Below are 6,683 nucleotides of genomic sequence, written 5' to 3'. Positions count from 1 at the left end.
CCCCTGGCCGGGTCCCGCACGGCTCCTGCCTCCCACCCGGCAGGGGCCGTGTTTCTTTTCACCGGGCGTTTCGTGCATCCATCTTCGCGCGCTGAGCCCGGTGACGGCGGGCGGCTGGCCGTCGACAGCACGCGTTTTCCACAGGCATGCCCGGCAAGGGGTCGCCGTCCACATTTTGCGCCTCGGCCCTTCGCCCCGCGGCCACGCCCGGCAAGGGTGGAGGGAGCCCCGATCCAGCTCTCAGGAGGTGCCCGTTGCCCCGCCTCGTGCCCCGTTCCCGCCGGCGGCCGGTCTCGACCGTCGGCGCCGCGCCACCCGAGCGACCACTCGTCGTCACCCGCGACGAGACCCTGCTCGACGACCTGCTCCGGCTCGCCGCCGCCGCCTCGATCGAGGTCGAGGTGGCCGACCGCCCCGATGCGCTGCGTTCGCGGTGGGCCGCCGTACCGCTGGTGGTCGTGGGGTACGACCAAGCCGAGACCCTGACGGTGCTGGGTCTGCCGCGGCGGCCCGCGGTGTTCCTCGTCGGCCGGCGCGACGACGACGCCGACGTGTGGCGGCGCGGCGTCGCGCTGGGCGCCGAGCAGGTGCTGTTCTTCCCTGACGACGAGCCGTGGCTCGCCGGTCGCTTCGCGGACGCGGCCGAGGGCGAGGACGGCGAGGCGCTCATGGTCGGTGTGGTCGGCGGCCGCGGCGGGGCGGGTGCGTCCGTCCTGGCCACGGCGCTGTCGGTTTCCGCGAGCCGGACCGGGCTGTCGGTCATCCTGGTCGATCTCGACCCTCTCGGCGGCGGTCTCGACCTGGTCCTGGGCGCCGAGGGCGTCACCGGCCTGCGCTGGCCGGACCTCGCCGGCAGCAAGGGGCGCCTGGGCGCACGCGCGCTGCAGGCCGAGCTTCCGGGCCGGCACGGCCTGGCCGTGCTGTCGTGGGACCGAGGCGACCTGCTGAGCATGGCGCCCGAGGCCGCCGGTGCGGTGCTCGCCGCGGCGCGCCGCGCGTGCGACCTGGTGGTTCTCGACCTGCCGCGGTGGCCGGACCCGGCGGCGGAGCGCGCCGCAGGGCTGTGCGCCGCCGTGCTGCTTGTGGTCCCGGCCGAGGTGCGCGCCGTCGCGGCGGCCGCGCGGGTCGCCGTCGGGCTCACCACCCTGGCGGCGGATGTGCGGCTCGTGACCCGCGGCCCGTCCAAGTCCGGGCTGAGCGGGGCGGACGTCGCGGCCGCGCTGGGCCTGCCGCTGGGCGCCCACCTGACGGCCGAGCCCGGACTGACTGAACAGCTCGACCGGGGCGAGCCACCGGGCCTGGACGACAAGGGTCCGCTGGTCGTGGGCTGTGGGCACCTCCTCGACGCGCTGCTGCGCGACCACCGGGTCCGGGCCGCATGAGGCTCGACGACGTCCTGCTCGACCGGGTGCGCACCTCCCTCGTGCTGGCGGCCGAGCCACCGAGCCCAGCCCGTGTCGCCGCCGCGCTGCGTGCCGAAGGCGCGGTGCTCGGTGACGCCGCCGTGCTCGAGGTCACCGAGGCGCTGCGGGCCGAGATCAGCGGCGCGGGGCCGCTCGATCCGCTGTTGCGCGAGCCCGGTGTCACCGACGTCCTGGTCAACGGGCCGGCGGAGGTCTGGGTCGACCGCGGCGACGGCCTGGTGCGGGCGCCGGTGCGCTTCCGCGACGAGGCCGCGGTGCGTCGCCTGGCCGGACGGCTGGCCGCCGGTGCGGGACGCCGCCTCGACGACGCCGTCCCCTACGTCGACGCCCGGCTCCCTGGCGGAGCCCGACTGCACGCCGTGCTCCCGCCCGTCGCGCCCGACGGCACGGTCATCTCGCTGCGGGTCCCATCGCATCGCAGTTTCGGCCTGTCCGACCTGGTCGCCGCGGGAACGGTTCCGGCGCGGCTCGAGCCGTGGCTCGTCGGCGTGGTTCGAGCCCGGCTGGCGTTCTTGATCGCGGGTGGCACCGGGACCGGCAAGACGACCATTCTCGGAGCACTGCTCGGCCGATGCGATCCGGCCGAACGCGTGGTGCTCGTCGAGGATGCCGGCGAGCTGCGGCCGGACCACCCACACGTGGTCCGTCTCGAAGCCCGCTCCGCCAACGTAGAAGGCGCCGGCCGCATCGGGCTCGACGTTCTGGTCCGCCAGGCGCTGCGGATGCGACCGGACCGCATCGTAGTCGGCGAGGTCCGCGGCGCGGAGGTGGTCGATCTGTTGGCCGCGCTCAACACCGGTCACGAGGGCGGTTGCGGCACCCTGCACGCCAACTCCGCCGAGGACGTGCCCGCCCGGTTGGAGGCGCTCGGCATCGCAGCCGGGCTGCGTCGCGAGGCCGTACACGCTCAGGCCGGTGCCGCCCTCGACGTCGTCGTACACCTGCGGCGCGACCGGTCCGGGCGCCGCCGGCTGGCCCAGATCGACGTCGTCCGATGCCGCTCAGGCCGGCTGGAGGTCGTGCCGGCCTTCCGGGTCGCCGACGACGGCGAGGTGTCACGCCGCGCCGGCCACGAGGAGCTGGCCGCCCGGCTCGCCCAGGGTGGGTGGACGCCGTGACCGCGCTCGCGGCCGCGCTGGCCGCGGCCGCTGCCATACTGCTGGTCGGCGGCCGTACCTCGCTCTTGCAGGAAAGGCTTGGCCGGCCTGTCCGCCCAGCGATGCGGCGTGAGCGGCGTCCTTCGCCGGTGGCGCGGCTGGGCCTGCTGACGGTCGCCGGTGCCCTCGCCGGTGCGGTGGTCGCCGGGCCGGTCGCAGCGGCCGGTGGCGCTCTCGCCGCGCCGGTCGGGCGCTGGTGGTTGAGCCGCCGCCGGGCTCGCAGTGTCCGGTCTCGCCGGGAGGCGGAGGTCGCCGACGCCTGCCTGGCGCTGGCCGGTGAGCTCTCAGCGGGTGTGCCGCCGCGCCATTGCTTGGCGGTGGTGGCCGCCGAGTGGCCTGACCTCTTCGGCGCTGCGGCCGGACGCTCGGCTTTGGGCGGCGATCCCGTGCAGGCGCTGCGCGAAACCGCGCGTCAACCTGGTGCCAGTCCGTTGACAGCGGTCGCCGCGGCCTGGGAGGTGTCAGACCGCACCGGCGCGGGGCTGTCGTCCGTGCTGACGTCGGTCGCCGACTCGCTGCGGGCCGAGGCCGCGGTACGCCGCGAAGCCGGTGCGCAGCTGGCTGCCGTCCGGGCGACGTCCCGGCTGATGGCCTGCCTCCCGGTGGTCACGCTCCTGCTGTTCTCCGGCGGCGACGGCGACGCCGTGGAGTTCCTGACCACCAGCCCCTACGGAGTCGTCTGCCTGATGGCGGCGGCCGGGTTCATCGCGGCCGGCCTGCTGTGGGTCGATCGTGTGGCCAGCAGCGTGCGGTCGGCGTGGGAACCGTGACGGCCGCCGCGATGCTCTGCGCCGGGCTCGCAGCGGTCGTCGCGCTGAGCCCTCCGCCCGCGGTCGTGCGGCTGTCGTCGCTGGCCGCACCCGCCCGCCGCCCTCCGGACAGGCAGGCCGAGGTCCGGCCCGCACCGGCGTCGGCGTCCACGCGGACGAGGGCCGCTGCCAGCCTGTCCGTCGTGGTCGCCGGGTACCTGATGATCGGCGGCCCGGGTGGTGCCGTCGTCGGCCTCGCGCTCGGTGTGGCCTGCTGGATCGGTATCGGACGGCTCGAGCCGGCGGCTCACCGCCGCGATCGCGAACGCATCGTGGCGGCCATGCCGCTGGCGGCGGAGCTCGTGGCGGCCGCGCTGGCCGCCGGCTGCCCTCCGGCGACGGCCGCGGCCGTCGCCGGTGCCGCGGTGGGTGGTCCGCTCGGACACGCACTCACCGACGGAGCCGCGGCCGCCGGCATGGGCGTGGAACCGGCCAAGGCGTGGACCCGGCTGGCCGCCGAACCGGCGTCGCGTCCGCTGGCCAGGCTGCTGGCCGCGGCGACGAGCCGCGGCACCGCACCGGCGCCGGCCCTGATCCGGATCGCCGCCGACGCCAGGGACGCCGCCCGCTGGAACGGTGAGGCTCGAGCGCGCTCGCTGGGAGCTCGCGCAGCGGCGCCGCTGGGCCTGTGCTTCCTCCCCGCGTTCGTGCTGATCGGCGTCGTCCCGATCGTGGCCACGTCGGGTGTACTGATGCCCTGAGTACGCTCGTCCCGGGCAGGTGATGACGTGCGGCTGGCTCCGGAGACGTGCCGAGCGCGCCTGACCGCGGCCCGGGTGGCGCGGCTGGCGACCACCGGCCACGACGGCGCGCCACACCTCGTGCCGGTCACCTTCGCGGTCACCCGAGCCGACGTCGGCGCGGCTGAAACGGCGCCGGCACCGAGCGCCGTCGGCCGCGACCAGATCGTGATCGCCATCGACCAGAAGCCCAAGTCGACTGTCGCGCTGCGCCGACTGCGCAACATCGCCGAGAACCCCAAGGTCACCGTCCTGGGCGACCACTATGACGAGGACTGGACCCAGCTCTGGTGGGTCCGTGCCGACGGCCTGGCCATCGTCGTCGGCGAAGGACCGGAGCGCGACGCGGCCATTGCCGGCCTGTGCGCGAAGTACCCCCAGTACCGTGCCGACCCGCCGCGCGGCCCGGCCATCCGGATCACCGTCACCGCCTGGTCCGGCTGGGCATTCGCCGGCTGAGTTTCCACAGGCCGGACCAGGGACCGTGGTTGTCCCCAAATCCGGCATCGGGCCTGGGATCCGCGGCCCAGCCCGGCAAGTCTGGTCGCAGCTCGCACCAGCGGGCTCCGAACCGGCCGGCCGCCGGGTTCAAGGAGGACCCATGTCCAAGATCATCAGCCGCCTCGGTCACGTGCGCAGCGAGCGGGGCATGACCACCGCCGAGTACGCGGTCGGCACCGTCGCGGCGTGCGGCTTCGGCGGCATCCTCTACAAGCTGCTCACCAGCGAGCCCATCCAGAACCTGCTCAACAACGTCATCGAGCGGGCGTTCGGGGTGATCGGCGGATGAGCTCGGCGACGCATTCGGCACGGGGCGATCCGCAGCGCGGCATGGTCACCGCCGAGCTCGCCGCGGCGTTCCCCGCCCTGGTCGTCGTGCTGCTGGGGGCGGTGTGGGCGGTGACGCTGGCAGCCGCGCAGCTCCGTTGCGCCGACGCCGCCCGCGAGGCCGCGCGAGCCGCGGCTCGGGGTGAGGAGGCGGCGATCATCCGGGAGGTGGCCGCCGAGGTCGCGCCCGACGGCGCGGACGTCGAGGTGGAGCGCGGCGACGGGACGGTCACCGTGCGGGTGAGCGCACGCATGTCCATGCCCGGCCCACTCGCCGACACGCTGCCGGCGCCGACGGTCACCGGCCAGGCGGTCGCGCTCGCCGAGTCGGGATGAGCGTGGCCCAAGGCTCGGCGCGCCGCGAGCATCCGGCGAGGCGGAGACCTCGTGGACGTTCGCAGCGCGGGGCGGGGACGGTGCTCGTCCTGCTGGTGGTGATGGTCGTCCTCACGGCACTTCTCGGGGTGGGCGTGCTGGCGACGGGCCACACGGCACGGCGCCAGGCGGCCGCGGCAGCGGACCTGGCCGCGCTCGCGGCGGCTCGCCGCCTCGCCTCCGGTGAGGTCGACCCGTGTGCCGAGGCCGAGCGCATCGCCCGGGCGAACGGCGCGGCGCTGTGCGAGTGCGTCGTCGACGGTCTCGAGGTGGAGGTGCAGGTTCGGGTGGCGACGGCATCAGGTATGCCCTGGCTGCCCGATCAGGACCGCCGAGCGCGTGCCGGGCCGCCCCGCGCGGACGGGGTGCCCAACACCGACGGGCTGCCCCGTATGAACGAGCCGCCTGGCCTGGACGGGGTGGCTTAGGTCTCGGTGCGGCTCGCCGGCTGGCGGGTCGCACCGAGGCAGGCGGCCACGACCAGACAGATCGCGGCCCACTCGCGCGCCTGCAGCACCTCGCCCAGCACCGCCAGGCCGACCAGGGCCGCCACCGCCGGTTCGAGGCTCATCAGGATGCCGAAGACAGTCGCCGGCATCCGCCGGAGAGCCTCCAGTTCGAGCGAGTAGGGGATCACAGACGACAGCAGCGCGATCGCCGCCGCCAGCAGCAGCACGTCGGTCTGCCACAGGTCGCCGCCGCCGGTGCTCAGCCCGACGGGCATCACCGCGACGGCGCCCACGATGCTAGCCACGGCCAGGCCGGACGAACCGGCGAATCGTTGGCCCAGCCGTTGGCCCAGCAGGATGTAGGTCGCCCAGCCGACGGCAGCGACGAGCGCGAAGAGCACGCCGACGGGGTCGATGCTCTCCTGCCCGCCGCGCGCCAGCAGCACGACGCCGGCCGCGGCGAGCGCCACCCAGAGCAGATCGAGCCGACGGCGCGACAACGCGACCGCGACACCCAACGGGCCGAGGAACTCGATGGTGACGGCGATACCGAGAGGGATGCGTGAGAAGGATTCGTAGATCGACACGTTCATCATCGCCAGCGACAGCCCGAACGTGACCGCCAGCAGCACGTCCCGCCGAGGGGCCACCCGCAACGATCGGCGTACGGCGCGATGGGTGAGGGCCGCCAGAGCGACCGCCGAGAACGCCAGCCGCAAGAACACGACGGCGGTCGGCGGGAGCGTGTCGAACAGGCCCTTCGCCAGGCCCGCGCCGATCTGCAGCGAGAAGATGCCGCCGAGCACCAGCCCCGGCGCTGGGATCGTCCCGAGCGGCGACGTCACACCGTCAGGCTAAAGGGCACGCACGCGGTACAAGGGACGCGCGGGCGGGCGGGGGT

At 75.1% G+C, this 6,683-nt stretch carries 9 protein-coding genes; 8 read left to right on the top strand and 1 reads right to left on the bottom strand.

From position 1 onward, the window contains the following. Positions 1 to 254: 254 nt before the first annotated feature. The 8 genes from ssd to E1269_RS31695 all read left to right on the top strand — a co-directional run bounded on the left by ssd (position 255) and on the right by E1269_RS31695 (position 5,761). Entirely contained in the window at positions 255 to 1,382 is a 1,128-nt protein-coding gene (gene ssd / locus E1269_RS31730) for a septum site-determining protein Ssd (RefSeq protein ID WP_203434289.1), read from the top strand. Further along, positions 1,379 to 2,542, top strand: coding sequence for a TadA family conjugal transfer-associated ATPase (locus E1269_RS31725; protein ID WP_131902207.1), 1,164 nt, complete (start codon positions 1,379 to 1,381; stop codon positions 2,540 to 2,542). Before ssd ends, E1269_RS31725 begins: the two co-directional genes overlap by 4 nt. Next, complete coding sequence (locus E1269_RS31720) at positions 2,539 to 3,351, top strand: type II secretion system F family protein (protein WP_162606723.1); 813 nt, start codon at positions 2,539 to 2,541, stop codon at positions 3,349 to 3,351. The genes E1269_RS31725 and E1269_RS31720 overlap by 4 nt, the downstream gene beginning before the upstream one ends. Further along, positions 3,339 to 4,091 carry a type II secretion system F family protein gene (locus E1269_RS31715; RefSeq protein WP_131902203.1) on the top strand — a complete coding sequence of 251 codons (753 nt, stop codon included), beginning with the start codon at positions 3,339 to 3,341 and terminating at the stop codon, positions 4,089 to 4,091. Before E1269_RS31720 ends, E1269_RS31715 begins: the two co-directional genes overlap by 13 nt. A 27-nt stretch (positions 4,092 to 4,118) precedes the next feature. Beyond that, a complete protein-coding gene (locus E1269_RS31710; protein WP_131902201.1) occupies positions 4,119 to 4,589 on the top strand; it encodes a TIGR03668 family PPOX class F420-dependent oxidoreductase in 471 nt (156 codons plus the stop codon). Between the two features lie 142 nt (positions 4,590 to 4,731). Next, the gene (locus E1269_RS31705; protein ID WP_131902199.1) at positions 4,732 to 4,920 is read left to right on the top strand and encodes a DUF4244 domain-containing protein; all 189 of its coding nucleotides are present in this window, start codon (positions 4,732 to 4,734) and stop codon (positions 4,918 to 4,920) included. After that, the gene (locus tag E1269_RS31700; RefSeq protein WP_131902197.1) at positions 4,917 to 5,294 is read left to right on the top strand and encodes a TadE family type IV pilus minor pilin; all 378 of its coding nucleotides are present in this window, start codon (positions 4,917 to 4,919) and stop codon (positions 5,292 to 5,294) included. Before E1269_RS31705 ends, E1269_RS31700 begins: the two co-directional genes overlap by 4 nt. Continuing rightward, positions 5,291 to 5,761 carry an Rv3654c family TadE-like protein gene (locus E1269_RS31695; protein ID WP_131902195.1) on the top strand — a complete coding sequence of 157 codons (471 nt, stop codon included), beginning with the start codon at positions 5,291 to 5,293 and terminating at the stop codon, positions 5,759 to 5,761. The genes E1269_RS31700 and E1269_RS31695 overlap by 4 nt, the downstream gene beginning before the upstream one ends. On the opposite strand, the gene E1269_RS31690 is transcribed toward E1269_RS31695, so the two are convergent. Beyond that, a complete protein-coding gene (locus E1269_RS31690; RefSeq protein ID WP_131902193.1) occupies positions 5,758 to 6,627 on the bottom strand; it encodes an EamA family transporter in 870 nt (289 codons plus the stop codon). The two genes, E1269_RS31695 and E1269_RS31690, sit on opposite strands and share 4 nt — an antisense overlap. Positions 6,628 to 6,683 lie beyond the last annotated feature (56 nt).

The organism is Jiangella asiatica, assembly GCF_004349065.1.
Lineage (GTDB): Bacteria > Actinomycetota > Actinomycetes > Jiangellales > Jiangellaceae > Jiangella > Jiangella asiatica.
This window is presented reverse-complemented; position numbering and strand designations above follow the sequence as displayed.